The organism is Bacillus cereus group sp. MG9, assembly GCF_040459995.1.
Lineage (GTDB): Bacteria > Bacillota > Bacilli > Bacillales > Bacillaceae_G > Bacillus_A > Bacillus_A mycoides.
The window spans coordinates 5,309,363-5,334,445 of the sequence record NZ_JARVHC010000001.1; the positions used below are offsets into that span (position 1 = coordinate 5,309,363).

The window sequence follows — 25,083 nt, forward strand, 5'->3', positions numbered from 1 at the left end:
CCTCAAAAATTCTCGCTTGACCTGGTAAGCTTTCCACAGTATATCCTTTCTTAGCAAATACATTTTGAAAGGATATACAACTATGCTTCGATTCAAACTAGAATATATATTTTTCATTGGCGGTTTACTCATTCTCGCCATCGGTATTAATATGATGACGACAATTACTTCCTTTGGACTTAGCCCTTATGATTCCTTCTTTATTGCACTATATCAAAATTTTGGGATAAGTATTGGTTTTTGGATTTTCATGATTAACTTTGTTTTTACCCTGATCGTACTCTTTTGGGACAAAAAACAAATTACAATCGGCACAATTGTCACAATGATTCTTATTTCTCTTTTTGTTGATTGGGTTGGTTCTATTACGACTATTATGGACATTATCCGCTCTCTTCCAAAATATATAACACTTGTTTGCGGAAATCTATTCGTCGGAGCCGGAATTGGTCTTTACGTCTCTACTAACCTTTGCGCAGCACCTCAAGAGGCTTTCGTTTTAACTGTTGCTGAGAAAAAGAAATGGACATTTAGAAGAACAGAAATTTCATTAGCTTTTTTATTTTTAACATTAAGCTTCTTATTAGATGGGCCAATCTATTTTGGAACAATTATCTTATCCTTTACAACAGGTTGGATTATTCAAGCTTTTATTCAAGTTGGTACGCAAATTTTAAATAGAAAAAAACCTATTAAGCAAGCCGCTTAATAGGTTTTTTCGTTTTATTAGAAGAGATACTACTTAGCATCTCCTTCAATTCGATAATTTGCTTTCACACAATCTATTTCTTCATACGATTGCAATGTATGTAGAATGTACTCATAATCCGCAAGAGAAGCACGATGCGTTACGATTACGATTTCTGCTTTCCCTTTCTCTTCAAGTGGCATTTGAATAATCTTTTCAAAACTAACACCGCGCTCAGAGAACAATGATGTAATTTTTGCAAACACACCAATTTCGTCTTTCACATGAAGTCTTAAAAACTTTTTCACAACAATTTCATCTGGCTCTTTTAGTACCTTTTGATATTGCGGGACTACCGCACTATTTCCGTTTACACCAAGCCTAATATTTTGCATTACAGCAACTAGGTCAGAAACAACAGCTGTCGCTGTCGGTAAACTTCCTGCTCCCGGTCCATAAAACATCGTTTCTCCTACCGCTTCACCATACACATAGACAGCATTATATTCATTTTGCACTGCCGCAAGAGGGTGTGCATTTGGAAGTAACGTTGGCTCAACTGTAACCTCTAATTTCTCGCCATCTCGCTTTGCAAGACCAATTAATTTAATTGTATAGCCTAAGCTCTTACTATATTCAATATCTTCTGCTGTAATAGAAGTAATTCCTTTTACCTTCACATCTCCAAGCTCTACATTTGTAGAGAAACCGAGGGTAGCCAAAATCGTCATTTTTCTTGCTGCATCCAAACCTTCTACGTCTGATGTTGGATCTGCTTCTGCAAATCCAAGCTGCTGAGCTTCTTTTAACACGTCGTTATATGCTCTCCCTTCGTCTGACATTTTCGTCAAAATAAAATTTGTCGTTCCATTTACAATTCCCATTACTTTCGTAATAAGATCTGAAGAAAGTCCTTCTACGATGCTTCGTAAAATTGGAATCCCTCCAGCTACACTTGCTTCGTAAAATAAATCAGCCTGATTATCTTTTGCTACCGCTAAGAGTTCCGCTCCGTGTAACGCCATTAAATCTTTATTTGCAGTCACAACGTGCTTCCCGCTTTTTAAAGCTTGTAAAATATATGCTTTTGCATCATCAATGCCGCCCATTACTTCAATGACAACATCAATATTAGGATTATCTAAAATTTCATTCACATCTTGTGTTAATAGAGTAGAAGGCACGTCTACTTCTCTCTCTTTCTCAATGTTTTGCACCAATACTTTCGTTACTTTCACTGGACAACCTACTTGGTGTATAAGTCGTTCTTGATGATCTGTAATAATACGAACTACACCACTACCAACTGTCCCAAGACCTAATAACCCCACTTGAATTTCTTTCATAATACTGTCCACCCCTCAAAAATTGTGTTTAGATGCCATTATATAGACAAAAAATCTGAAAAACAATGTATTTTGAATATTGAGAAAAATAAAGGTTAATCTTTACAAATAAAACGCTACCACGTGTTATACAATCATTTACAATATATAAGGGGTTTCTTGATACACGTAATAATTCAGCCAATTAGAGAATAATAAATTCCCATGACTCCTCCACCTAACAATTGGCTTCTCATTTGGATTATTATGTTTAAAATAATTTTTTGGCACATCAATATTTAATCCTTTTTGGCAGTCCCGTTCGTATTCTTGCTTTAACGTATCACAACTGTATTCACTATGTCCGAGTGCGAAAACTTGCCTTCCCTCTTGCCCAATAGCAAGATGAACGCCTGCTTCTTCAGAATTGGCTAATAACGTTAATTCTTTCACTTTTTCAATATCGCTCTCTCGTACTTCTGTATGACGAGAATGCGGAGCAAAAAACACTTCATCAAACCCTTGTAACAATTTCACATGTTGCTCGCGAACCTCATGTTCAAATACACCAAACATTTTTTCCGCAAGAGGATACTTCGGCACACCATAGTGGTAATACAAACCAGCTTGTGCCCCCCAGCAAATATGAAGCGTAGATGTTACATTCGTTTTTGAATACTCCATAATACGTCCAAGCTCTTCCCAATAATCTACTTCTTCAAAAGAAAGAGTTTCAACTGGTGCTCCTGTAATAATGAGTCCATCAAATTTTTCATTCTCAATATCACGGAATGTTTTATAGAAGCTCGTTAAATGGTCCTGCGCTACATTGCGAGACAGATGCGATTCCATATGAAGTAAATGAACATCTAATTGCAACGGTGTATTTCCAATTAAACGAAGTAATTGCGCCTCTGTTTCTTGTTTTGTAGGCATTAAATTTAATATAGCAATTTTCAAAGCACGTATATCTTGCGTTACTGCTCGCTCCTTCGTCATTACAAAAATATTTTCCTTCTGCAATACTTTGCGAGCTGGTAAATCTTTATCAATTATGATCGGCATGTTGTTTGCCTCCGACTAGTGCCGCTTCTAAATCTGCAATAATATCAGAAACATCTTCTATACCGACCGATAAACGGATTAAATCAGATGTAACGCCAGCTAAACGCTGATTTTCTGCGCTTAATTGTCTGTGCGTCGTACTAGCAGGATGTATTACACAAGTTCTTGCATCAGCTACATGCGTTACAAGAGTTGCAAGCTTTACATTTGCGATAAATTCTTTCGCTGCTTCTAATCCGCCCTTAATACCAAATGTTAAAACTCCACTAGCACCTTTTTTCAAATACTTTTGTGCTAACGAATAATTTTCATTACTATCTAATCCTGGATAATTCACCCATTCAATGCGATCATGATTGGCAAGCCACTTAGCAACTTCGAGAGCATTTTCACTATGACGCTCCATTCGTAAATGCAATGTTTCAAGGCCAATGTTGCTAATATATGCATTGAATGGGCTCATACAGTTTCCGTAGTCTCTTAATAACTGAACGCGTGCTTTCACAATATACGCTGCTGCTCCAAAATTTTGAACATAGCTTACGCCATGATAACTCGGGTCAGGTTCGACAAGCTCAGGGTATTTTCCATTTGTCCAATCGAAGTTCCCTCCATCTATTACAATCCCACCTAGAGAACTTGCATGGCCATCAATATATTTCGTTGTAGAATGGACAATGATATTTGCCCCATGTTCAAACGCCTGGCATAAATAAGGCGTCGCCAATGTATTATCAACGATAAAAGGTACTTCTAATTCTTTTGCTGCCGCTGAAAGTTCTTTGAAATTCAAAACGTTCATTGCTGGATTTCCTAACGACTCTGCATAAACGAGTTTTGTCTTATCATTAGCAAGTGCCGCAATTTCATCTGCCGTTAAATTAGGATTAAAGAACGTAACATCTATGCCCAGCTTTCGCAAACTCACTCCAAATAAATTAAACGTTCCTCCGTAAACAGTTGAAGAACAAAGTAAATGGTCTCCACTACTGCAAATATTTAAAACCGCAAGCATAATGGCTGCCTGCCCAGAAGCTGTTGCAACAGCCCCTACACCGCCTTCTAAATCTGATAACTTCTGCTCAAATGCGGCTAGAGTAGGATTTCCAATACGCGTATATATATATCCCTCTGCCTCCAAATTAAATAGTGCTGCTAAATCATCTGACGTATCGTATTTATACGTTGTACTTTGATAAAGTGGCAAAACACGCGGCTCACCATTTTTTGGCGTATAGCCACCTTGCACACAAATCGTTCCTTTCCCCCATGATTCTCCCATCTCTCATTCTCCTTTCTTTTATGCAAAATAAAAAACTGCCCCTTCCCTGAAAACAAGAAAGGAGCAGTTTGAAAACACGCTCTAAGGTTCTTTCTTATCTCTCAGGATTATTACCTGCAGGATTTGGCACAATTCCGTTATACGGCTGTTGCCAAGGTTTCATCGGGCCTGTCCCTCCACCTTTTCTTGATAAGACTATGCAATTACCGTTGATTTTATAGCAATAATTTCCTAATGTCAAACAGTTTTTCTGAATGTTCCAAATTAAATGTGAGGAATTTAATATAAACAATAAAAGAAATATATTCCATATTCATTTGAAAAAGACCTTTTAAAAACTCCGATCAATATATAGAATTAAATAAGTGGTTTAACCGCGTTCGTTTCAAATTTTCATGAGATTTCAATATATTGAATAAGCCAAACCCTCAAAAAGATACTATATATATTCAATTCATTTCACACTAGCACATTTAATCCTTTCTACATGAAAACTTACATAACGGAGGTACAACATGACAAATAAAAAGGACATGCACTATATACTCGTCCTATATGGCCTTCTTTTAGGCTCTATAGTAGGAGCTACGGTCTGGTTATTTTTAGTTACAATAAATATCGGAATTCACTTCATTTGGGGATACTTACCTACTATTTTCTCTTCTCCCCCTTATTACACCATTTGTGTAACAATCATCGGTGGTATCCTCGTTGGTTTCACACAAAAATACTTCGGTACATATCCACGTCTTATGCCGGAAGTGATGGTTGAATATAAAAAAACAGGTAGAATTGAATACCGTTTTGTACATAAAGCTACTTTAACTGCGATTATCGTTTTAATATTTGGAGCTAGTTTAGGACCAGAAGCTGCACTTGTTGGAATTATCGGTGGACTTTGTACATGGGTAGGAGATCGCTTTAATTTTGCTTTAAAGGGAATGAATGAACTAACAGAGGTTGGAATTGGTGCTACTTTAAGTGTAATTTTTAATGCACCATTATTCGGTTACTTAGCTCCGAATGAAAATGAGGGTGAACAAATTAACGAATTTTCTAAAGGAAAAAAAGCAATTGTATATTTAGCTACCACTTTTGCTGGTTTTTCCGTTTACTTATTACTTAGTAAACTCGATAATCGCGGATCCTTTATTGTTGATTTCGGGGAAGGGTCTCTTGCTCTTAATGAATGGGTCGCCTTTCTACCACTTGCTAGCATTGGTGCTATAGTTGGTTTCTTTTATTTCAAATTAGAATTCGCATTAGAGAAATTAATCCACCCCTTCAGGGAATACAAAGTATCACTTGGAATTATCGGCGGCATTTTATTAGGAGTTACAGGAACTTTTCTCCCGTACACGTTATTTTCAGGGGAACATCAATTAAAAGATTTAGTCGTTGAATGGAACCATTTATCCTTCTGGATACTACTTCTTTCAGGAGTTTTAAAATTATGTATTACTGCCGTTTGTTTAAATACTGGTTGGCGCGGCGGACATATTTTCCCAATTATATTTGCTGGATCAAGTATCGGATACGCTATAGCTTCTATTCTACCTATAGATCCAATATCTTCTGTAGCCATCGTCACGACAGCTATTTCAAGCTATGCATTAAGAAAACCAATAGCTATAACATTACTATTACTCATGTTTTTCCCGCTCAATTTATTATTACCGATGCTCGGGGCTGCGGCAATTGGCAATGCATTTCCGCTTCCTAAACATAACGAAACTACAAATTAATAAAAATAGGCAGTCGGGACAAAAGTTCCACTGCCTATTTTTGTTACACAAGCTGCTTTAATAGTGCGTATAATTCTTCAAAATTATGCACTTCATATGTTGGCATAATCTCGCTATCATTTGATTTCTTTTCTGGATTAAACCAACAAGTATCAATTCCTGCTACATATCCACCTTTAATATCGGCGCTTAACGAATCACCAATAATAAGCCCTTCTTCAGAAGCGAAGTTAGGAATACGTTCAAAAACATAATCAAAATACTCTTTCATCGGCTTTTGGAATCCCGTATCTTCAGAAACAAAAATATCTTTAAACAATGAATGTAATCCTGCATTACGCAAACGTTTATCTTGCGTTTTAGAAATACCGTTTGTCACTATATATAAATCGTACTTACTTTGAATTTGATTTATAAATTCAAACGCACCTTGCATGAGTTGGTTTCCTTCTTCTAAGTAGCTGCGATAATTATTTTCGAATAATATTCCATCTACTTCTTCCCCGTACTCTTTAAACAAAATGGAAAATCGTGTATTTATAATTTCATTTCGCGCTATTTCACCTTTTTCAAAAGAATCCCAAAGGCTTTTATTTATTTTTTTATAACGATCCTCTATTTCATCGGTTAAAAGAAGCCCCTTCTCTTCAAAAAGCATCCGTAAAGCGATTTTCTCAGCCTTTTGAAAATCTAGTAACGTATCATCTACATCAAATAGCAATGTTTTATATTTTTTCATAAACCCCTCACACTCTCTTTTCTACAAAAACAAATTTACATAAATCGTATCATTCTTCCTTGTAAAAATAATAGGAGATATCTCATACTACAAACAGGGGTGAAAATATGAAAATCAGCAAAAATGAGAAAGAAATTTATCAACACATGCAAATTCACCAATTTCATACTCTTTTTTCCTTTAATGTCTTACCATATGTAGAACTGCATTCTTTTCAAAAGAAAGAGATGATCTGTAATGAGGGAATCGACCTCCCTTATCTCTATTACTTAATTTCTGGGAAAGCCAAAATATATATGAGTCACAAAAACGGAAAGGTTTCATTAATTAACTTTATTCAAGCACCTTCGTTCATTGGGGAATTAGGATTAATTGGCGTAGAATCCGTTACGAAAGCGGTTGAGGTAATTGAAGATTGTATTTGCTTAGCGCTTCCCCTTAAAGATTGTCAGCATCTTTTATTGCAAGATGCTACCTTTCTACAGAAACTATGCAAATTTATTGGAGAAAAAACAATTACCCGAACGGAAAATTACGCCAAAAACTATAGTTATCCGTTTGAAAATCGATTAGCTGCGTTTATTCTATTAACGGAACAAAATAATTGCTATACAGAAAAACATACTGAGGCCTCAGAATACTTAAACGTCAGCTATCGCCATCTTTTATATGTATTAAACCAGTTTTGCCAGCAAAACTATTTAAAAAAAGAAGGCCGAACATATTATATACAAGATCGAAATCAATTAGAAAAACTTGCTGACGAGCTAAAAATATAAAAAACAGCATTAACATAAAAGTTAATGCTGTTTTTTTGAGTGGCGATTATAATTTTAATTAAAATTTGCTTGCTACTTTAGCTGCTTCTTCAAGACCTGCTGCAATGATCTCTTCTGCTTTATCTGGGAATTGGTTATGTCCTTCAATAACTACCGTTTCCATATTTGTTGCGCCGAAGAAGCCCATCATGCTCGCTACATATTTTACAGCCATTTCCATTTCAGCTGCTGGTCCTTCAGAATATACGCCGCCACGTGCATTTAATAACGCAATCTTCTTATCTCCAATAAGCCCAACTGGACCTTCTGGTGTATATTTAAACGTTTTACCAGCACGGTTTAAATAATCAATATACGTGTGTAATACGGCTGGAATCGTTAAGTTCCATAATGGGAAACCGAAAACTACTTTATCAGCTTCTAGAAATTGATTTAAATACTTATCAGCAACTGCTACCACTTTTGCTTCTTCTTCTGTTAAATCAAATCCTCTACCTGCTTTGAATGTACCATTAATCATATCTACGCCTACATATGGTAATTCTTCTTTATATAAATCAAGTTCTACCACTGTATCATTTGGATGCGCTTCTTTATAGTTTGCTAAAAATGCCTCGTATAATTTCACACTAACTGCTTGTTCCGCTGGGCGGTTGTTTGCTTTTACAAATAAAACTGTTGCCATTGTTTTTCCTCCTACTACTCACTCTTATGTTGTTATATATCACTTACGAAAAAGGGTACTCCCTTATAATTATTGTTGCTTACAAATACATTTTATCTTTATATCAAGACAATTACGTCCTCACATAGACGTATTTTTCCATAAAAAAAGTCCACCTTCTAAAGGCGAACTAGGTCTTACGACTTTTGTCTTATACAATTCCATTTTTCACTGCATATAATGCTGCTTGTGTGCGATCGGATAAATGTAACTTACTCAAAATACTACTCATATGAGCTTTTACCGTTTTTTCTGTAATAACTAAAACAGAAGCAATTTCTTTATTACTCATCCCTTTCGCCAATAACTGCAATACTTCATTTTCTCTCGCTGTTAATACATCCACTTGAACGGAAGGTTCTTCTTCTTTCTCTTCCTGTGGTAATGTTTGAGAAAGAAGGGCATTTGCTATATCTGGATGTAATTGAATATTACCTTTATACGCGCTTCGAATAGCTTCAACAAGCTGATCTGGTTCGATATCTTTTAAAATATAACCGCTCGCCCCAGCTTTTAGTGCCGGCAATACATGAGCTTGATCAGAAAAACTAGTCAATACAATTACTTTCACGTTTGGATATTCTTTTTTAATACAAGCTGTTGCCTCAATTCCATCCATCTCAGGCATATATAAATCCATTAATACGACATCTGGACTCGTTTCGCCTACTTTCACTAGCGCCTCTTTCCCATTATTTGCTTCACCAACTAATTCAAAATCTTCCTGTGTGCTTAGAAAAAATGCTAATCCTTTTAAAACAACTGTATGATCATCAACTAACAATACTTTTATTTTCACAAACTTCCCTCATTTTCACATCATAATGGTACATTTACTTTTATACTCGTTCGTTTCTTACTACTTACAATTTTAATTGTTCCACCAACTAATTCTACTCTTTCACGCATCGTAGTCATACCGAGTGATTTCTTCTCTTTTATATCCTTTTCTACAAACCCATTTCCTTGATCGACTATTTCTAATGATACATTTTTCTCCGTCACTTTGAAATAAATCGTCGCTTCTCTTACATCCGCATGCTTACTTACGTTATTTAAAGCTTCTTGTCCAATTCGCCATAGTGCTTCTTCTACTACACGCGGCAAATCACGTACACCTGTAACTTGTTCCCGAATTTTCAATCCTAAACTTTCACCATATTGCTTTAAAGCTGGTAATAACCCTTTCTCTAATCCAGCCGGACGGAGCTGCCAAATTAATGTCCTCATTTCTTTTAAGGCACCTTGTGCTAATTCACGCATCTCATACAAAGACTGATCTACCTTTTCATTTTGACCCTTTAAGACAGCTTCAGCGCCTTTCGTCATAAACGTTAATGAAAACAACTTTTGTGAAACAGAATCATGTAAATCTCTAGCTAAACGATTACGCTCTTCCATTCGTACAAGTTCGCGGCGTTTTTCATTTAATCTTAAGTTCTCTATCATTAATGAAATATGATTTGCTAACGCTTGTACTACATCTATCGTATTTATATCAAATTCTCCATTATTAGAACTTACACTTAATACTCCAAATATATGATCTTGAATATGTATCGGAATAGCGATAACTGTCCTATTGGGATGCTCTATATTACCAACCTGACGCTTCGACAAGACAGACTCTTCTTTTTCCAACGCTTCCTGTGCTACTGCCCTCAAATCATCTTGTAGTTCACCTTTCTTATAAGAAGCTCTCACAGCTAGTTCATTTTCTTCTCTAATAAAGAATACAACTTGCTCCCATAGAAATAAGCTCCCTATTTGCATTACAATCTCTTCTGGTAATGCATTAAATTTATGAATTGTCCTTAAAGCTTGAATAAAGCGTTCTAACTTTACATAATAATGAGCTCTTCTCTTTTCATTTTCATACAGTTTTGTACGCTTTAATGCCGTTCCAATTTGAAAGGCAACTGATTGTAATAGTACTAATTCTTCTTCCGAAAAATGCGTTTTACCTGGGCTAGCTACATTTAACACGCCAAATTCATCTTCTCCCGCTTTTAGCGGTACTGTCGCATGATGTACAATCCCTTCTGTATCTCCCCAGTTGTATTCAATCGCATTATTAATTCTCTTACATTCAATAATATTAACTGCTCGCTCTAGTTTTCCTTCCACAAAGCGGTGTAAGCACCAGCAATTCCCCTCACACATCGGTCGTTTATTTTCGAATTTCAATCCCTCTGGTAATTGGTAATCAATTAATTTTGTATATCTACCATTTTCATCCGCAAGGAAAATCCATCCTGTCGTTAAACCAGTTACATTCAACAGCTTTTCCAGCACAGCTTGAAGTACGTGATATGTATCATTTGAGGTATTCAACGTTTCTGCAATCTCTTTTAATATAACTAATTCATTTGTACGATTCTCTTGAAACATAATTCGTCTCCTACATACAAGATTTTAAATAGTACTTAACATAAATCATCTACTTTTCACTTTGTACTTATTCGTAACATTGATATAATGGTGAAAACATAGTTTTCATTATATCACTTGAGGGGGCTTTCATAATGACATTGAATAAGGCACTTACTATCGCTGGTTCTGACACAAGTGGCGGTGCTGGTATACAAGCAGATTTAAAAACATTCCAAGAACTTGGTGTATACGGAATGACATCTCTTACGACAATCGTAACGATGGATCCACATAACGGTTGGGCACATAACGTATTCCCAATCCCAGCTTCTACATTAAAACCACAATTAGAAACGACAATTGAAGGCGTTGGCGTAGATGCTTTAAAAACGGGTATGCTTGGATCAGTAGAAATTATCGAAATGGTTGCGGAAACAATTGAAAAGCACAATTTCGAAAATGTAGTAGTTGATCCTGTTATGGTATGTAAAGGAGCGGATGAAGCGTTACATCCTGAAACAAATGACTGCTTACGTGACGTTCTTGTTCCAAAGGCATTAGTCGTAACGCCAAACTTATTTGAAGCATATCAATTAAGTGGTGTGAAAATTAATTCTCTTGAGGACATGAAAGAAGCTGCAAAAAAAATCCATGCTTTAGGCGCTAAATACGTACTGATTAAAGGTGGTAGCAAACTAGGCACAGAAACTGCTATTGATGTGTTATATGACGGCGAAACATTCGATCTTCTAGAATCAGAAAAGATTGATACGACAAATACACACGGTGCAGGTTGTACATATTCTGCTGCAATTACAGCAGAACTTGCAAAAGGAAAAACGGTGAAAGAAGCAGTAAAAACTGCGAAAGAATTCATCACAGCTGCAATTCGTCATTCATTTAAGATTAACGAATATGTAGGACCAACACATCACGGTGCATACCGCAAATTCGTTGCACCGAAAGAACTTGTCTAACATAACGCTTTTTATTCATAAATTTAAAAATAGATTAAAACCCACAGAACATTTATTGTTCTGTGGGTTTTAATTACTTTACAGAAATCTTTTAAAGTACTCCCCGAATTCCTATGATGCTGAACTAACCTTGTTTCTACCATTTCTTTTTGAATAATATAACGCATCATCCGCTGATTGAATAAATTGCTCAGGTGATTTTTTATATTCTGAAAGCCCAACAGAAACTGTAATTTTAATTTTTTCCCCATTTTGCAGTTGAAATGAATGCTTTTCAACTGCTAGTCGAATTTGTTCCCCTATACGAGTGCCAAATGCTACTCTCTTTTTTGGTAACAACAGAGCAAACTCTTCGCCACCTTTTCGAAAGACTAAATTTGGGAATGGCGCATTCTCTAACAAAATACGCCCTAGTTGTTTTAACACTTCATCTCCAGCAGGATGACCGTACGTATCATTTACATACTTAAAGTGATCAATATCGATAAGTAATAAACAAAGTGAATCATTTTTCATATGCTTACTATCAATATGACGATTCATCTCAAAATCAAACTGTCTTACATTTCCTAGATTCGTTAATGCATCTATCGTTGCATAATGCTTCATCGTTTGAAATAATTCATTGGATTGCAATATGTAACTTGCACTTACAAATGTGATGTATGCCGCTACAATACAACAAATTAAATATAATACCACTACATATATATCCTTAAATAAAATATAAAGTGGTAGTATTAAAATAGACAAACTGTACACATTAAACCATATCCATTTTGTAAATATAGAAATCTTCATCCGCCAAATGAGAGTAATGCCAATCCCTATTGCCACGATAGTATAGCAAGCTAATTCAGAGGCTAAAGAATACTCAGTAAAAAATACCCGCGTTATTAAAATAATCATAACAGTTATACTACTAGCTATCGGGCCACCAATTATAATTGCCAAAACAACAGCTAAATAACGTAAATCCAACATAATATCTTCAATATGCACACCAAAATGCATCAACAATATACTCAATATTCCAGTTAAAATACCGACCAAACATTTCTGCCAAAAAGAGAATCCTTCTTTTAATGGCTTATCTCTTAAAAGCTGAGCACCAACAAAGATAAAGGACAGAATAATTGTCATATTTACAAATAGATCTCTGAACATAAAATAATCTCCCTACTTTTTCTTTTCCATCTATCCCTTTCTATATGCTATTGTATTACGTAATCCCTATAATTCCCAATCTTTTTTGTTTTACTGTTCCACGTGGAACAGTAAAACAAAAAAGGAGACGAAATTTCGTCTCCTCCATTAACAACATCGCGATATCTTTCCGCCTTTTGCATTAAATCTAGCTTCTTGTGCCTCAGCAAAAAATTGCTTTTGACATAGAATTTTCTCTTCTGGATGATTTATTTTCATGTGATTTACATACGTTTCATAACTTGGAACTCCGACAAGTAAACTAATAAATTGCTTTCTCTTTCCCCATACGTTCCGTAAATTTTTAAGCATAGTTCCTCGACTCACTTTCATCTTTTGGAATATATGGTGCCTCTTTTAACGGCATTGGCTTATTTCTTAATACTTGAATCCAAATTCGAAGTGCAGAAATTAATACAGCAATTACAACTATCATAAAAATTCCACAAAGTGCCGCATCAATATAGTCATTAAAAATAATTTGTTTCATTTGCACAACATTTTTAGCTGGAGCTAATACCTTACCATCATCTAATGCTCCCTGAAATACTTTCGCATGTGATAGAAATCCTATTTTAGGATTTTCATGAAATAACTTTTGATAACCAGCTGTCATCGTTACAATAAGTAATCCTATAGTCGGAATAAGCGTTACCCAAACGTATGCCTTTTTCCCCATTTTGAATAAAATTGTCGTTCCAAGTAATAATGCAATCCCCGCTAACATTTGATTTGCAATACCGAAAAGTGGCCATAGCGTATTAATTCCACCGAGAGGGTCAACCACCCCTTGATATAAGAAGTACCCCCAGCCTAATACGCATAACGTTGTAGCGACCACATTCGCTATTGTGGAATCTGTTTTCGCAAACGGCTTGTACACATGCCCTAAAATATCTTGAATCATAAATCGTCCTACACGTGTTCCAGCATCAATCGTTGTTAAAATAAATAGTGCTTCAAAAAGAATGGCAAAATGGTACCAAAATGCCATCATCGCCGTTCCACCTATTACTTGTGAAAATATATGTGCCATACCAATTGCTAATGTTGGTGCGCCACCTGTACGTGATAAAATGGTCTGTTCCCCGACGTTAACAGCAAGTTCTTTTAATTCATTCGGTGTAATAGCAAATCCCCACGAAGAAATAACTTGAGCCGCTTGTGATACATCTGTTCCGATCAGTGCTGCTGGACTATTAATTGCAAAATAAGTTCCTGGTGTTAATACACAAGCTGCAATCATAGCCATCGCTGCTACAAATGATTCCATTAACATTGCCCCATAACCAATTGGCTGTGCATGACCTTCTTGCTCAATCATTTTCGGCGTCGTACCTGATGAAACGAGAGCGTGGAATCCAGAGACAGCACCGCAAGCTATTGTAATAAATAAGAACGGAAATAAATTCCCGGAGAAGACAGGGCCTGTTCCATCAATAAACTTAGATACTGCCGGCATCTTCAAATCTGGAGCTACAATTAAAATACCAATTGCTAATCCAAGTATCGTTCCTATTTTTAAAAATGTACTTAAATAATCACGTGGTGCAAGGAGCATCCAAACTGGTAATGCCGATGCAATGAATCCATATACGATAAGCATAATAGCAATTGTTTCACCACTAAAAGTAAACATACTTGCAAGTGTTGGATTTTCTGCTACATACTGTCCACCAATAAGCGATAGGACTAGTAGAACAATACCGATTACTGATCCTTCCCCTACTCGCCCTGGTCTAATGTAACGCATGTAAACTCCCATTAAAATAGCAATTGGAATTGTTGCTGCGATTGTAAACATTCCCCATGGGCTTCCAACAAGTGCCTTCACAACTACTAAAGCTAATACTGCTAATAAAATTATCATAATACCTAAAATACCAATCATCGCAATTAATCCTGTAACAGGACCAATTTCATCTTTAATCATTTCTCCTAATGATTTACCATTACGTCTCATTGAAGCAAATAAAATTACAAAATCTTGTACAGCTCCGGCAATAACTACCCCAACAATAATCCAAATAGTCCCAGGTAAATACCCCATCTGCGCCGCCAAAATTGGTCCTACTAAAGGACCTGCCCCTGCAATCGCAGCGAAGTGATGTCCGAATAAAACCCATTTATTTGTTGGAACATAATCCTTCCCATCATTTAACGTATGAGCAGGCGTTTGCCTATTATTATCTAGGCCAAAAACTTTCCTTGCTATAAATCTACTATAAAAGCGATAAGCAATCGCATACACTGATACAGCAGCAACTAATAGCCATACAGCATTAATTGTCTCACCTTGTGATAAAGCTATTACACCAAAAGCAGATGCTCCTACCGCTGCAATAACTCCCCAAAGTAAAATTGATTTCAATGTTTTCACGTACAATCCCCCCATTACTACTTCTTAGAGGAGATTGTACTAAATTTTCTGAATATTTAATTTAAATCCTCCTTATCATGAAGGATTTCTAGGCTATTATGTTAAAATTCTCTCATTACTTGTCATAGCTCAATTTTATTTCGAAGCCGTTTTACATAATTACGGCTTACTGGAATCGGTTGCTCATCGTACCTGTCTAAATGCAAATTATACGTGCCATTATAATAAGGTTTAAGTTCTTGTACATATGACATATTAATTAAATAGCTTTTATGTACACGTAAAAAATCATATGCATTTAGTTTATTTTCTAATTCCTGGAGTGTGTATGTTGAAATATACTGATTATTCGTTGTATAAATTGAAACGGTTTTATTTTCCTTATTTTTACTAATATATACAATATCCTCCGGGAGAATATATCTAATCCCCTCATGGCCTTCTATCGGCAGTTTACGCAGATGACTCTTTGCTTTCTCACCTTGTTCTTTTCCCATTTTATATAAAATGAATTGTAAATCTTCTTCACGAAATGGTCGTAATAAATAATAAAACGCTTGGAAACGAAAAGCTGTAATTGCCTCTCCTATATCCTCACCAATAAAAATAAATTTCGTATAACAATTCACTTCTCGTAACAAACTCGAATATTCAAAACCAGTACCATCCATTAATTGCGAATTTAAAAAAACAAAATCAGGTGTATGTTTTTTCATTATTAGCAAAGATTCTGTTCCAGTTTTCGCTTCAAAACATTCTACATTTCGAATGTTTTCAGTAAAGTTCTCAACTAATTTTCTTCGCTCTTCTGTTTCTTCCATGATAAGTAAGATTTTCATTTATCCAGCCACCTAATTCCTTTGTCCATATGTCTTGTTGTATACATTCGCTTTAGTAAGAAACATTCCCTTTTTCTTACTATACCATTATTTATCTAAAAAAACAGAAAAAAGGAAACCACTTTGGTTCCCCTTTTCTTTTATCCCGATTGGTGCGGGCTAATAATCAGTGGTTGATGGACAAAACACCACTGATTAAGGTTTCTCTTTATACTAATTCCCTCTGTTTCGTTTCTTGACCAAGTATAACTACAGCAAGTGCCCCAATTAAAATTGATCCACAGAAAATCGTAAATATTAGCGATAGTGAAGCTTGTGAAGCAACTAAATACCCTACTAATAGTGGTCCAAGAATACCACCAATACGCCCAAATGCAGCTGCCATTCCTGCACCTGTACCGCGAATAGTTGTTGGATACTGTTCCGGTGTATAAGCGTATAATGCACCCCAAGCACCTAAATTAAAGAAGGATAGTAACATACCCGCCACTATTAATGCTGTTAATGAATCCGCAATTCCGAACACATAAGCACTACATGCTGTACCAATTAAATACGTAACCAATACAAATTTACGACCAAGACGTTCAATAAACCATGCAGCTGTGAAATATCCTGGAAGTTGAGCTAAAGTCATAATGAGTACGTACTGAAAACTTTTTATTAAACTAAAGCCTTTCAGTACCATTACACTAGGTAACCAAAGGAACATTCCATAATAGGAAAAGACCACACAAAACCATAGAATCCATAACATAATTGTTGCTTTACGATATTCTACAGACCAAACCGATTTTATATTTTCAATAACAGATGGCCTTTTTGCAACCTTTTGGAACCTTGGAGAATCGGGTAAATTCCACCTTAAATATAAAGCATATAACGCTGGAACTGCACTTAATACCATAGCAACTTCCCAACCGTATTTAGGAATAACAAAATATGAGATAAGAGCTGCGATTAACCAACCACCAGCCCAAAAGCTTTCTAATAGTACAACTATTTTTCCACGTTCGTGCGCTTCAACACTTTCTGATACAAGAGTAGATGCAACTGGAAGTTCCCCGCCAAGTCCCATACCAATTAAAAAGCGTAAAACGAGGAACATCGCGAATGTCGTCGTTAAAGCAGTTAAACCACTACCGATAGAAAATAGTAATAATGTAATAATAAAGACTGATTTCCGTCCTATTTTATCTGATAGTATCCCAAAAAGGAGCGCTCCTACTGCCATACCAATTGAATTAACGCTACCTATCCAACCCATTTCTTGAGTACTTAATCCCCAATCTTTTTGGAGTGCTACGATTACAAATGAAAGCATTCCAACATCCATTGCATCAAATAGCCAGCCAAGCCCTGCTATACCAAGTAGCTTTCGCTTCGAAATTTCTTTTACCTTGCTCACAAGAAGTCCTCCTTACACAGCTGTCTTTACACATCATTTTACATGTGTGTATTGCATAAGTAAAATACTTTCTTATAAAAAATTCCCCTTCATCATTCCCAAAAAGTAAAATGTTTATCAAAAATAAACAAATAAAAAAAAGTAGCGATGTTCCGCTACTTTTTTGAACGCATTACTTCTTTTAAAAATTCAGCTAATACTAACTGACGACGCCAACGTGTTGGATTACTACATAATCTGTAAAACCACTCTAAATGAATAGATTGAATCCATTTTGGCGCACGCTTTACCTCTCCAGCCCACACATCTAAACTACCGCCTACTCCAACAGCCATTTTCGTTTCTAAACGATGCTTATTGTTTTGGATAAAGTTTTCTTGTCTTGGAAAGCCAAGTGCAACAAGTAATAGATCTGGTTTTGCCTCTTGAATACGTGAAACAATATTCTCTTCTTCTTCTTGTTTAAAATATCCATCTTGTATCCCCACGATAGATGCAGCCGAATATGTCTTCGTTAAATGATCAGCCGCGGCTTGTACAACATGTGGTTTTGCACCTAATAAGAAAACAGATACTGGTTTATTCTCTTCTGATAACTTCGCAAATAAATTACACATTAAATCAAAACCTGCTACACGTTCTTTTACAGGTGTACCAAGCATACCACTTGCTTTTACAACCCCAATACCATCAGGTGTAATTAAATCGGTATTTAGTAATGTTTTATGGAACTCTTCATCCTTTTTTGCACACATAACAATTTCAGGATTTGCTGTTACTACCTGAAAAGTATGAGTTTGCTCCAATTCTAGTTGTTCCTTTAAATATTGGACCGTTTCATCCATTGTCATTGTAGAGAAAGGAACACCTAGAATATCAACCGTTTGTACTGCCATAATTAACTATCCTCTCTATCATTAAAGGTTTTTTGCTATTAATTGCTTATATGTTTCTTTCGTATCTTCATATAATTTTTGAAGTGAGAAGTTCATAGTAGCATGCTCATAAATATGCTTGCCCATTACTGATAACTCTCCAGTTTTCCACTTATCATACGCCTCTTCTAATGCCGATGCCAATGCTTTTCCATCACCAGTTGGTACAATCCACCCATAAGTTTCATCTGCAATTAACGGTTCGATTTCTCCAGCTCTAGTCACAATTGATGGTACACGTTGATTTGCCGCTTCTAATAAAACTAATGGAAATCCTTCGCTATGGGATGTTAACAAATTGACATGTGATGAAGCAAATAATTGTTTCACATCTTGACGATGCCCTAAAAATTCAACTTTATCATTAATCCCTTTTTCAGTAGCTAACGCCTTTAGTTCTCTTTCTAACGGCCCGTCACCAACTAATAACACTTTAATTTTCTCCAATTTTGTTTGTTGTAACGCATCGAATAAAACTTCATGTCCTTTAACAGGATGCAAACGCGCTACTTGGATTGCCGTAAACACATCTTCATCAATATTAAACATTTCCTTTTTATTATAGCCATCTGCTTTTTCCTGATCATATTCAATCCCGTTATAGATAACATGCATCTTTTCATTTGAAATACCTAATGCGGCTAAGCTTTTTTTCAACCTATTCGTTACAACAAAAAATAAATCTATATTTTTTAAAGCTTTCAAATTTAATTTAGTAAAAATCCAGCCTTTTAAGCCTTGTTTAGTAAAGTCTTGAAATGGATCACTATGAATTGTCGTAACCCATTTTGCTGCGAATTTCTTCTTCATTAGAGAAACAAAGAAATTCGCCCTAGGACCGTGTGTATGAACTACATCAAATTTTTCTTTATTAATGAATTCACTTATGTTCTTTAAAATGGATAAATCATAGCGAGATTTTTGTGAAAACACATGAACTTTTATTCCTAGCTCTCTTGCTTCTTTCGCAACAATTCCATCTTCAAATACTGCTAATTCTACTTCACCATCCGGAAACTGATCGAGCAGTGAAATAATATGTGTTTTTCCTCCACCATCTTCTGCTCCTGCATTCATATGCAATATCCTCATATTTTTTTCCTCCTTTAAATCCTCGCTACATTTCCATCTATCTTTATTTTACTGTACTAAAAAATAAAAGCTAACAAAAGTTAGCTTTTATTTTTATCATTCAATTTCTAGATCTACGATTAGATAAGCTAACAACACTACAAAGTAAATCCCGACTCCTGGTGCTGTCAAAATATGTCCTGCAATATATGCAATACCTAATGCTAATACTAAGCTTGCTGTAATCATTCCATATTTTATATTAAATATCTCTTTAAATCTTGTAACAAATGCTAGTAGGATTCTTACGCCGTAATAAATAAATGGAATCATCATTAACGCAAAACCAATAATTCCGAAATCATAAAACCAATCATGGAAGTCCATTTCAATTAACTTCGGATCTGGTTGCTTTTGTTCATTATACTTAAAGTTACCTGCATAACCCATTCCTAATAATTTTTGTGACGTTGGCGCTTCTTTAAAGAATTGCTTATGTCTCTCTTCATATACTTGACGTCCGCTGAAAATAAGATTTTCTTGATTTTCTTTCTTTTGCTCTTTCTCAAGCTCTTTCTTAACTTCCGCTTCTACCTTCGCCTTTTCTTCTGGTTTCTCAACTTTATGTTGTTTTTCTTCTTTTTTAATTTTCTCTTTAATTTCTTTTTCTTTTTGACCTTGCTGCGCTACATTTTGTTCTGATAAATAGTTGTTATGAATACCCATATTTTGTGCTAATGGCGTCATTTTAAACGTCCCGACAACACCAGCTAATAGGACAATAGCGATTAATCCATTAAGTACAAGAGACCTTTTGTTTGGATTTCTTCTATCAAATAATAATTGTAGTACGATAATCCCGATTGCTGCTGCTAACGTAGCACCAATTGAGCCCATCCCTACTTTCGTACCAACTTGAATTAACGAGTAAATCATTAAAAGCGATGGAATCCAATATAAAACGTTTTTCACGCTCTTTGTTTTTTGAATAGAATATAGTACCACGATAGGGAAAATAATAGCTAAGATTGACCCTAGTTCATTACCTGCATAGAACCATCCTCGGGAACCAACTTTCATCCATTCATAACTACCGAAATCTGTACCTGTCGTAATAGAAATAACCATAACAGCACTAATAATTAATGTTGAATACATAATGTTATTTCTAACTTTATCGCTAATATTTACTGTTTTCTTTAGTGATTTTAAAGCTAAAATGTATGAACCAAGCATAATATATATATACAATGCTTTTCCAATGAATTTAACTTCTTCTGCGAGTACAATAGGACTCTTGATTAACTTGTTATTAATAAACCCTATTCCTAATGCAGCTCCTAGTAATACAAGATAAATCAAAAACTTCCTATTTTCTCTTTCTTTTGCCTGAATTAAAATATAGATACCGCCCATTGCCATAATGAGGAATCTCACCATAATTCCAACTGTCGCATTTACTTTTAATAACTCAATGCTAAGAGACGTTAATAAATCTAAAACAGGCTGTAAAATAATAAAAAAGAGCAAAAAATGCTCAAATCTAACCCTAGCTTGATTTGCTAACATTCCAAGACCTCCATACAAAATCTTCACATTATCTTTTAATCATAGTTTTCTACTGTTTAAACACACCTAGCAATTATAACATAACTCATATTTAAATTGAGAACTATTTTTCATGCCGAAACTAGTCAAGTCCAGCATTATTAGTAACCGAAAACATTGTCCTTTAGCTATCCTTCCCTCTCCCTATAAAAACTATCTAACACATATGCACTTATTTTCGACCGTACAGAAATATTTATTTATCATTTTATACAAATGTACAAATCGGACTTATCTTATTGTACCATCCCTCCAACTAAGCTACATCAAAAAACTATACTATTAATCTTTCCACACTTTTTCGCTTTACTTTATTGCTACTTATCAAGCATTTTCAAACGCTTTCTTTAGCTATTTCATCCATTTTTCTACATGTAGCGAAAAGTAATTGTTATTTCCAAAACTTTAGTGTATATTTTTTCTCTGGAACATCTTTAAGAGGAAGGAATTAAAGCCATGTTATTAATCGATATATTTACGTTTCTTGGCATTATCGCCGCTGCCATTTCTGGTACATTAGTTGGTTTAAAAAAAGATCTAGATTTATTTGGTGTCCTTTGTTTAGCTGTAGCTACTGCGCTCGGCGGCGGTATTATTCGTGATATTATGATTGGTAACCTGCCTCCTGTCGCATTTGTAAAACCCATTTACTTTTTCGTAAGTGTACTATCAGCATTATTCACATGTATGTTTTTTGAGCGCATTAATAAACTTCAAGTCGTTATTATGCTTTCTGATGCTGTTGGTTTAGGGGTATTTACAGCTATTGGTGCAAATGCAGCAATGTCACATCACGTTGACGCCTCGTTTTTAGTCGTTTCAATGGGAGTTATTACAGGTATTGGGGGCGGTATTTTACGTGACATTTGCGCTCAAGATATCCCGTATGTATTCCGAAAAGAGATATATGCAATTGCTTCTATTCTAGGAGCAGTTAGTTTCTTAATTACACATGCAATGGGGGCACACATATTAGCTTTCTATGTCTGTTTATTAATAACATTCGTTATTCGTGTAGTCACCGTAATATATAATGTACATTTCCCAGTTTTCTTTAAAACACATGCAAAAATTAATAAAGGCCATTAAGAGAATTCTACATAGAATTCTCTTAATTTATATACAATTCCATATACTATAGAGTAATTGTATATAAAAATATATAATTACATTAGAACAAAAAAATGAAAACGTTTTATAAACAGGGGGAAGAATGATGCTTGGGGTTTTTAAAAAAAATAAAACAAACACCAGTATAATTGAATTAAGCAAAGACCAACAAATCATATTTAACGTGCCTGCTAATTCTGAACTAAAAACTCAAATGGATATGCTACATATTTCAAAGGAAGATTTACAAATTGTTAAAGTATTACAGCCATTTATTTATGAGGAAATAGATTGGATAACAGAAAAATTCTACACCAACATCACAAAACAACCTAATTTAATTGCTGTTATTGAACGCTACAGCTCTATTCCCAAATTAAAACAAACTTTAAAGACACATATTAAAGAATTGTTCAGCGGGAATATGAATGAAGATTTTATTGAACAACGTGTTAAAATTGCAAAAAGGCACGTACAAATTGGTTTACATAGAAAATGGTATACCGCTGCTTATCAAGAATTATTCCGCTCCGTCATAAAGATTTTGCAAACGAAAATTTCAACGATAGACGATTTTTCTTATTCTATAAACGTAATAAATAAATTATTCACATTAGAACAGGAACTTGTTATTGCAGCTTATGAGTCCGAATATGAAAGAATCCAAAAAGAACATGAAAAAGAAAAAGAACTGACAACTATGACGATTACACATATTGCAACAGAACTAGCGGCAGTATCTGAAAAAACAAGCTCTTCTATTCAACAGTTAACATCTAAATCAGAAAGTATCGTAGGAATTGCAAAAACAGGTACATCATTAGCTACGACATCAGAAGAAAAGGCCAATAAAGGAAAAGAACAATTAAATTTGCAAAACAAACGAATGGAAAGCATCCAAACGAATATGGAAACTATCATTACTGATACTCATGAACTTCTTGATATTTCTAACAAAATTAACGAAATCATTGATATTGTAAAATCAATCGCCGAGCAAACAAATTTACTAGCATTAAATGCTGCTATTGAATCTGCACGTGCTGGCGAATTTGGTAAAGGTTTTTCAGTCGTAGCGGGAGAAATCCGAAAGTTATCAGAGCAAACGAAAGAATCAATTTCCAACGTTACAAAACTCGTTGAAAAAACTAATGAACAAATTATACACGTCTCTTCTTCCGTGGAACAAATAAGCTCTCTCGTATCTGAAGGGACAGATAGTATGCATGCGACAGATCAATATTTCCAAGAAATCGTAAAAGATATGTCTAACTCTAAAGAACAAAATAAAAAAATTGAAAATGAATTAGAGACTATCTCACAAGTAATGAAGAGTATTCAAGACGATTCCTCAACAATGGCCTTAACAGCGGATAATTTACAACTAGAACTAAACCGATAAGACGAATCGATATAAAGTGGAGATTCGTCATCTCCGCTTTGCATTCATCCTTATCATCCATCTACAAAAAAAGAATCCAAAATGGATTCTTTTATTTTCTGAAAAATATTTTTTGGCAGTAAAAATAACTCATATAAACACCAAAGCTTTGTAAAATAAACAAAGCTGGCATAATAATATTATAATATGCCATATCTACTCGGAAGAGCCTTAACGACACGTATCCGGTAATTAATAATACAAACAACATATATCCTTCACTTTGCTGTTTCTTAATTAGAAAATGTAATAAAGCTATGGCCATAAATAATGTCACCACTATATATATAAGCTTTTCACATTTAAAAATAATAGAATTTATTCCCTCGTCTGAAAGCTGGTTAATAACTGGTTTTAACAGTTTAAATCTTTCTACTTCCATTTCTGTTAACTCTTGATCAATGTGCTCTTTTACACTTTTATTTTTGGATATTTTTTCTTCATTTTGACTTTTTCCAATTAAAACAGATTGAACATAAGTCTGATTAGAAATCGTATACTGTGACATTCCCATCATCTTGATACCATAGCTCACACCAAAATGAGTACTATAAAACAGAATAAGTATTCCCATCACTTTTAATAGTAATTTTTGTTTCGTTGCTGATTGAAATAATTCAATTAACAGCACATATACAACTATAAAAATAGGTAAAAATAACCCCATTGGGAAAATCATATTGCTAAGCGCAAATAAAATGGCTGAAATTACCCACATATAAGGATGGTCTAATCCCTTATATAAAAATATGTAACAAGCACAATAAAATAAAAATATTGCGAGTGATTCCGCCGTTAATACAGAACTCATAAATATATTTGGAATATATAAAGCGTAAAACATTGATGCAATACGACCACACTCTTCTCCAAAGACCATTGACGCAATGCGATAAATGAAAAATGCAGTTCCTGTACAAAATAAAATATTAAATAATTGTAAAGCGAATACCGTATCACCAAATATACGAATGATGATCGATTCATAAATAATAAAAGGTAACTGTGCTATATTTTCTATATTATTGCCAATTGCAATCTGCTTTGCAGACTCATACATAGCTTTCATATCACCTATCATTGGAACATCTACAAATAGAACTGTGATAAGTCTTACAACTGTAGATATGCTTATAAGAAAAACAAGAAATTGTTTATCTGTAAAACGATATTGCAAAATTGATGCTACTAACAAAATAAGAATAACAAAAATCACTAATACAATTGTTATACTTGTTGTACTTCCTCCAAAAAATTGCTTACTTGTTTCAAAAGCCGACCAACAACTATAGGCAAAAAATGCGAGCATCGCACCAATCATTATTTTACTGAAGAAAGACGAAAAATTTGTTCTTATATGATTCATATGTCCATTGCACCTCTATTTC

The 25,083-nt window shown here is 34.8% G+C and carries 22 protein-coding genes, 1 pseudogene and 1 riboswitch; of the genes and pseudogenes, 7 read left to right on the top strand and 16 right to left on the bottom strand.

All coding sequences use genetic code 11. The features are described 5' to 3' along the window. The first annotated feature begins 82 nt into the window (after window positions 1–82). Window positions 83–709, top strand: a complete 627-nt coding sequence (locus QCI77_RS27350) for a YczE/YyaS/YitT family protein (RefSeq protein ID WP_002130121.1) — start codon at window positions 83–85, stop codon at window positions 707–709. Window positions 710–738: 29 nt separating this feature from the next. On the opposite strand, the gene QCI77_RS27355 is transcribed toward QCI77_RS27350, so the two are convergent. From QCI77_RS27355 to QCI77_RS27365, 3 genes are all read right to left on the bottom strand, one after another. Further along, on the bottom strand, window positions 739–2,034 hold the full coding sequence (locus QCI77_RS27355) for a homoserine dehydrogenase (RefSeq protein ID WP_002191326.1): 1,296 nt from the start codon (window positions 2,032–2,034) through the stop codon (window positions 739–741). A gap of 138 nt (window positions 2,035–2,172) precedes the next feature. Further along, window positions 2,173–3,078 carry a homoserine O-acetyltransferase MetA gene (metA, locus tag QCI77_RS27360; RefSeq protein ID WP_002191327.1) on the bottom strand — a complete coding sequence of 302 codons (906 nt, stop codon included), beginning with the start codon at window positions 3,076–3,078 and terminating at the stop codon, window positions 2,173–2,175. Beyond that, window positions 3,062–4,360 carry a bifunctional O-acetylhomoserine aminocarboxypropyltransferase/cysteine synthase gene (locus QCI77_RS27365; protein WP_002068601.1) on the bottom strand — a complete coding sequence of 433 codons (1,299 nt, stop codon included), beginning with the start codon at window positions 4,358–4,360 and terminating at the stop codon, window positions 3,062–3,064. Before QCI77_RS27365 ends, metA begins: the two co-directional genes overlap by 17 nt. A 91-nt stretch (window positions 4,361–4,451) precedes the next feature. Then, window positions 4,452–4,556: riboswitch (SAM riboswitch) on the bottom strand. A gap of 319 nt (window positions 4,557–4,875) precedes the next feature. Between QCI77_RS27365 and QCI77_RS27370 the strand changes: the two genes are divergently transcribed. Beyond that, complete coding sequence (locus QCI77_RS27370) at window positions 4,876–6,105, top strand: chloride channel protein (RefSeq protein ID WP_353825728.1); 1,230 nt, start codon at window positions 4,876–4,878, stop codon at window positions 6,103–6,105. Window positions 6,106–6,148: 43 nt separating this feature from the next. On the opposite strand, the gene QCI77_RS27375 is transcribed toward QCI77_RS27370, so the two are convergent. Further along, the gene (locus tag QCI77_RS27375) at window positions 6,149–6,844 is read right to left on the bottom strand and encodes a YjjG family noncanonical pyrimidine nucleotidase (protein WP_016121137.1); all 696 of its coding nucleotides are present in this window, start codon (window positions 6,842–6,844) and stop codon (window positions 6,149–6,151) included. A 107-nt stretch (window positions 6,845–6,951) separates the two neighbouring features. Here QCI77_RS27375 and QCI77_RS27380 point away from each other — a divergent pair, with 107 nt between their 5' ends. After that, complete coding sequence (locus QCI77_RS27380; RefSeq protein ID WP_353825729.1) at window positions 6,952–7,623, top strand: transcriptional regulator YeiL; 672 nt, start codon at window positions 6,952–6,954, stop codon at window positions 7,621–7,623. 58 nt (window positions 7,624–7,681) lie between these two features. Here QCI77_RS27380 and QCI77_RS27385 read toward each other — a convergent pair whose 3' ends face one another. The 3 genes from QCI77_RS27385 to QCI77_RS27395 form a co-directional block, all read right to left on the bottom strand. Next, complete coding sequence (locus QCI77_RS27385; RefSeq protein WP_002167303.1) at window positions 7,682–8,308, bottom strand: FMN-dependent NADH-azoreductase; 627 nt, start codon at window positions 8,306–8,308, stop codon at window positions 7,682–7,684. Between the two features lie 190 nt (window positions 8,309–8,498). After that, window positions 8,499–9,146 carry a response regulator gene (locus tag QCI77_RS27390; RefSeq protein WP_002016393.1) on the bottom strand — a complete coding sequence of 216 codons (648 nt, stop codon included), beginning with the start codon at window positions 9,144–9,146 and terminating at the stop codon, window positions 8,499–8,501. A gap of 20 nt (window positions 9,147–9,166) precedes the next feature. Beyond that, a complete protein-coding gene (locus QCI77_RS27395; RefSeq protein ID WP_113733711.1) occupies window positions 9,167–10,738 on the bottom strand; it encodes a GAF domain-containing sensor histidine kinase in 1,572 nt (523 codons plus the stop codon). A 134-nt stretch (window positions 10,739–10,872) separates the two neighbouring features. Here QCI77_RS27395 and pdxK point away from each other — a divergent pair, with 134 nt between their 5' ends. Beyond that, a complete protein-coding gene (pdxK, locus tag QCI77_RS27400) occupies window positions 10,873–11,697 on the top strand; it encodes a pyridoxine/pyridoxal/pyridoxamine kinase (RefSeq protein ID WP_002016397.1) in 825 nt (274 codons plus the stop codon). Window positions 11,698–11,808: 111 nt separating this feature from the next. Here the strand turns inward: pdxK and QCI77_RS27405 are convergent, their stop codons facing one another. The 8 genes from QCI77_RS27405 to QCI77_RS27440 form a co-directional block, all read right to left on the bottom strand. Continuing rightward, on the bottom strand, window positions 11,809–12,864 hold the full coding sequence (locus QCI77_RS27405) for a diguanylate cyclase (RefSeq protein WP_060750544.1): 1,056 nt from the start codon (window positions 12,862–12,864) through the stop codon (window positions 11,809–11,811). 147 nt (window positions 12,865–13,011) lie between these two features. Further along, a complete protein-coding gene (locus QCI77_RS27410) occupies window positions 13,012–13,215 on the bottom strand; it encodes a YbdD/YjiX family protein (protein WP_002130134.1) in 204 nt (67 codons plus the stop codon). Next, window positions 13,208–15,283 (bottom strand): carbon starvation protein CstA, encoded by a 2,076-nt coding sequence (gene cstA / locus QCI77_RS27415; protein WP_033709603.1) that lies wholly within the window; start codon window positions 15,281–15,283, stop codon window positions 13,208–13,210. The genes QCI77_RS27410 and cstA overlap by 8 nt, the downstream gene beginning before the upstream one ends. Window positions 15,284–15,405: 122 nt before the next feature. Further along, window positions 15,406–16,122 (bottom strand): LytR/AlgR family response regulator transcription factor, encoded by a 717-nt coding sequence (locus tag QCI77_RS27420; protein ID WP_002191333.1) that lies wholly within the window; start codon window positions 16,120–16,122, stop codon window positions 15,406–15,408. Between the two features lie 208 nt (window positions 16,123–16,330). After that, window positions 16,331–17,530 carry an MFS transporter gene (locus QCI77_RS27425; RefSeq protein ID WP_012262069.1) on the bottom strand — a complete coding sequence of 400 codons (1,200 nt, stop codon included), beginning with the start codon at window positions 17,528–17,530 and terminating at the stop codon, window positions 16,331–16,333. Window positions 17,531–17,685: 155 nt separating this feature from the next. Next, the gene (locus tag QCI77_RS27430; RefSeq protein WP_002016406.1) at window positions 17,686–18,426 is read right to left on the bottom strand and encodes a WecB/TagA/CpsF family glycosyltransferase; all 741 of its coding nucleotides are present in this window, start codon (window positions 18,424–18,426) and stop codon (window positions 17,686–17,688) included. A 21-nt stretch (window positions 18,427–18,447) separates the two neighbouring features. After that, window positions 18,448–19,557 carry a glycosyltransferase family 4 protein gene (locus QCI77_RS27435; protein ID WP_002089874.1) on the bottom strand — a complete coding sequence of 370 codons (1,110 nt, stop codon included), beginning with the start codon at window positions 19,555–19,557 and terminating at the stop codon, window positions 18,448–18,450. A 96-nt stretch (window positions 19,558–19,653) separates the two neighbouring features. Next, entirely contained in the window at window positions 19,654–21,105 is a 1,452-nt protein-coding gene (locus QCI77_RS27440) for an O-antigen ligase family protein (protein ID WP_012262070.1), read from the bottom strand. 495 nt (window positions 21,106–21,600) lie between these two features. Here QCI77_RS27440 and QCI77_RS27445 point away from each other — a divergent pair, with 495 nt between their 5' ends. The 3 genes and pseudogenes from QCI77_RS27445 to QCI77_RS30990 all read left to right on the top strand — a co-directional run bounded on the left by QCI77_RS27445 (window position 21,601) and on the right by QCI77_RS30990 (window position 23,656). Beyond that, complete coding sequence (locus tag QCI77_RS27445; protein ID WP_002016412.1) at window positions 21,601–22,233, top strand: trimeric intracellular cation channel family protein; 633 nt, start codon at window positions 21,601–21,603, stop codon at window positions 22,231–22,233. A gap of 241 nt (window positions 22,234–22,474) precedes the next feature. Further along, window positions 22,475–22,855: pseudogene (locus tag QCI77_RS30985) on the top strand (protoglobin family protein); the annotation flags it as partial. Further along, complete coding sequence (locus tag QCI77_RS30990) at window positions 22,850–23,656, top strand: methyl-accepting chemotaxis protein (protein ID WP_370458378.1); 807 nt, start codon at window positions 22,850–22,852, stop codon at window positions 23,654–23,656. The pseudogene QCI77_RS30985 and the gene QCI77_RS30990, both read left to right, overlap by 6 nt. Window positions 23,657–23,747: 91 nt before the next feature. On the opposite strand, the gene QCI77_RS27455 is transcribed toward QCI77_RS30990, so the two are convergent. Next, window positions 23,748–25,061: an ArnT family glycosyltransferase gene (locus QCI77_RS27455; RefSeq protein WP_353825731.1), complete on the bottom strand. Its 1,314-nt coding sequence runs from the start codon at window positions 25,059–25,061 to the stop codon at window positions 23,748–23,750. Between the last annotated feature and the right edge of the window lie 22 nt (window positions 25,062–25,083).

Excerpts from the sequence above, each read along its gene's own strand:
- QCI77_RS27455 (WP_353825731.1), bottom strand. The coding sequence starts at position 25,061 with ATGAATCATATAAGAACAAATTTTTCGTCTTTCTTCAGTAAAATAATG.
- QCI77_RS27365 (WP_002068601.1), bottom strand. The coding sequence starts at position 4,360 with ATGGGAGAATCATGGGGGAAAGGAACGATTTGTGTGCAAGGTGGCTAT.
- QCI77_RS27430 (WP_002016406.1), bottom strand. The coding sequence starts at position 18,426 with ATGGCAGTACAAACGGTTGATATTCTAGGTGTTCCTTTCTCTACAATG.
- QCI77_RS27420 (WP_002191333.1), bottom strand. The coding sequence starts at position 16,122 with ATGAAAATCTTACTTATCATGGAAGAAACAGAAGAGCGAAGAAAATTA.
- QCI77_RS27410 (WP_002130134.1), bottom strand. The coding sequence starts at position 13,215 with ATGCTTAAAAATTTACGGAACGTATGGGGAAAGAGAAAGCAATTTATT.
- metA (WP_002191327.1), bottom strand. The coding sequence starts at position 3,078 with ATGCCGATCATAATTGATAAAGATTTACCAGCTCGCAAAGTATTGCAG.
- QCI77_RS27405 (WP_060750544.1), bottom strand. The coding sequence starts at position 12,864 with ATGTTCAGAGATCTATTTGTAAATATGACAATTATTCTGTCCTTTATC.
- QCI77_RS27385 (WP_002167303.1), bottom strand. The coding sequence starts at position 8,308 with ATGGCAACAGTTTTATTTGTAAAAGCAAACAACCGCCCAGCGGAACAA.
- QCI77_RS27380 (WP_353825729.1), top strand. The coding sequence starts at position 6,952 with ATGAAAATCAGCAAAAATGAGAAAGAAATTTATCAACACATGCAAATT.
- QCI77_RS27370 (WP_353825728.1), top strand. The coding sequence starts at position 4,876 with ATGACAAATAAAAAGGACATGCACTATATACTCGTCCTATATGGCCTT.
- QCI77_RS27375 (WP_016121137.1), bottom strand. The coding sequence starts at position 6,844 with ATGAAAAAATATAAAACATTGCTATTTGATGTAGATGATACGTTACTA.
- QCI77_RS27445 (WP_002016412.1), top strand. The coding sequence starts at position 21,601 with ATGTTATTAATCGATATATTTACGTTTCTTGGCATTATCGCCGCTGCC.
- QCI77_RS27395 (WP_113733711.1), bottom strand. The coding sequence starts at position 10,738 with ATGTTTCAAGAGAATCGTACAAATGAATTAGTTATATTAAAAGAGATT.
- pdxK (WP_002016397.1), top strand. The coding sequence starts at position 10,873 with ATGACATTGAATAAGGCACTTACTATCGCTGGTTCTGACACAAGTGGC.
- QCI77_RS27440 (WP_012262070.1), bottom strand. The coding sequence starts at position 21,105 with ATGTTAGCAAATCAAGCTAGGGTTAGATTTGAGCATTTTTTGCTCTTT.
- QCI77_RS27355 (WP_002191326.1), bottom strand. The coding sequence starts at position 2,034 with ATGAAAGAAATTCAAGTGGGGTTATTAGGTCTTGGGACAGTTGGTAGT.
- QCI77_RS27350 (WP_002130121.1), top strand. The coding sequence starts at position 83 with ATGCTTCGATTCAAACTAGAATATATATTTTTCATTGGCGGTTTACTC.
- QCI77_RS27435 (WP_002089874.1), bottom strand. The coding sequence starts at position 19,557 with ATGAGGATATTGCATATGAATGCAGGAGCAGAAGATGGTGGAGGAAAA.